The 1,260-nt window shown below is 58.1% G+C and carries 1 protein-coding gene; it reads right to left on the minus strand.

The features are described 5' to 3' along the window. On the minus strand, window positions 1–1,260 hold a 1,260-nt coding region (locus AC1DT2_RS23750; protein WP_477299144.1), incomplete at both ends, for an RHS repeat-associated core domain-containing protein.

Consider the following 1,260-nt stretch of genomic DNA (forward strand, 5'->3'; position numbering starts at 1 on the left):
TCTCTCCGACCGAGGCTTGTCCATTCGGATCGGTGTTCTTGACAGGGTTATTACTAGCATAGGCGAAACGATTGAAATTCGCCCGATTTCCAGCAGCTGGAGTGACCGGATCGATACTCATGAACCGCCCCACACTCGGATCGTAATAGCGCGCCTGCATATACACYAGGTCAACGTCACTATCATTGACGTGGCCCGTGAATCCAGGGCCGGCAACGGGTATGCCAAGAGCGCTCTCGCCGTAAGGGCGATAGTCGTTGGACGAACGGGAATTGCCCAATACGTCGGTTGTAGCGAGTACCGATCCTTGCAGGTTCGTATAGTAGTAAGAGATTCCACCCGCAGCTGCCGGCCGGTGGCCAGCTATGAGCTTTCCGGCGAGATAGATGTAGTCGGTGCCGTTCCCCGTTGCGGCATCGAAGTCCCACATCAGTTGACCGCTGCTGCTGTACGCGTAGTACGTCGTGCCAGCTGGCGTCATCTTCTTTACACGACGACCGGCGGCATCGTAGGTATACGTGCCTTTGCCGTCGATCGAAGTCAGCTGGTTCGCCAGGTCGAAGTTGAGGATCTGCGCGTCCTTGGCGACCGTATTGCCACGTGCGTCATAGCGGAAGGTATGCTGAGGCACGCCGTTGTTGGTGATCGAGGTAAGCAGGTTAAAACCGTCGTAGTTGTACGTGTTGGTTCCCGAACTGTTTGTCAGGCTTCGAAGGTTGTTGAGCGTGTCGTAGGTATACGACTCAGTCCCCCACAGATTGCCCGCCGCGGCCGTAACGAGGCGATCCATGCCGTCGTACGCCATGGACCTGGTGCGCTGATTGTTCGTCGCGATGTCGGTAAGCTGTGTGACGTTGCCGTTGGCGTCGTACGCGATATTCTCGGAAATGACGGGTGTCGTACCGCTCTGCCTGAATGCGAAATTGCCGAACGTGTCGCGCAGGTTCTTGGTGCCGACATAGGTCGCACCGCTGCCCATCAGGTAGAACTGGATCGTCCCATCCCTGAAGAGCGACAGGTTCGACACATAGCTTCCGACGATCGTGGGACGACCGATCGCGTCGGGGTTATAGGGGACGAATTCTCCATCGGGATAGGTGGTCGCGCTTTGGGCCCCGTTAGCATCGTAGCCGTAAGCCAGCGTCCAGTTGTGGCCATCGACCGAGAGGGTTTCGCTGGTGAGCAGGCCTCGCCTGTTGCGTCCGAAGGTCCAGCCGACCGCACCCGACGTGCTGGTCGCCACGTTGCCCAGCGCATCGT

Source organism: Luteibacter sp. P4_E6 (genome assembly GCF_056401535.1).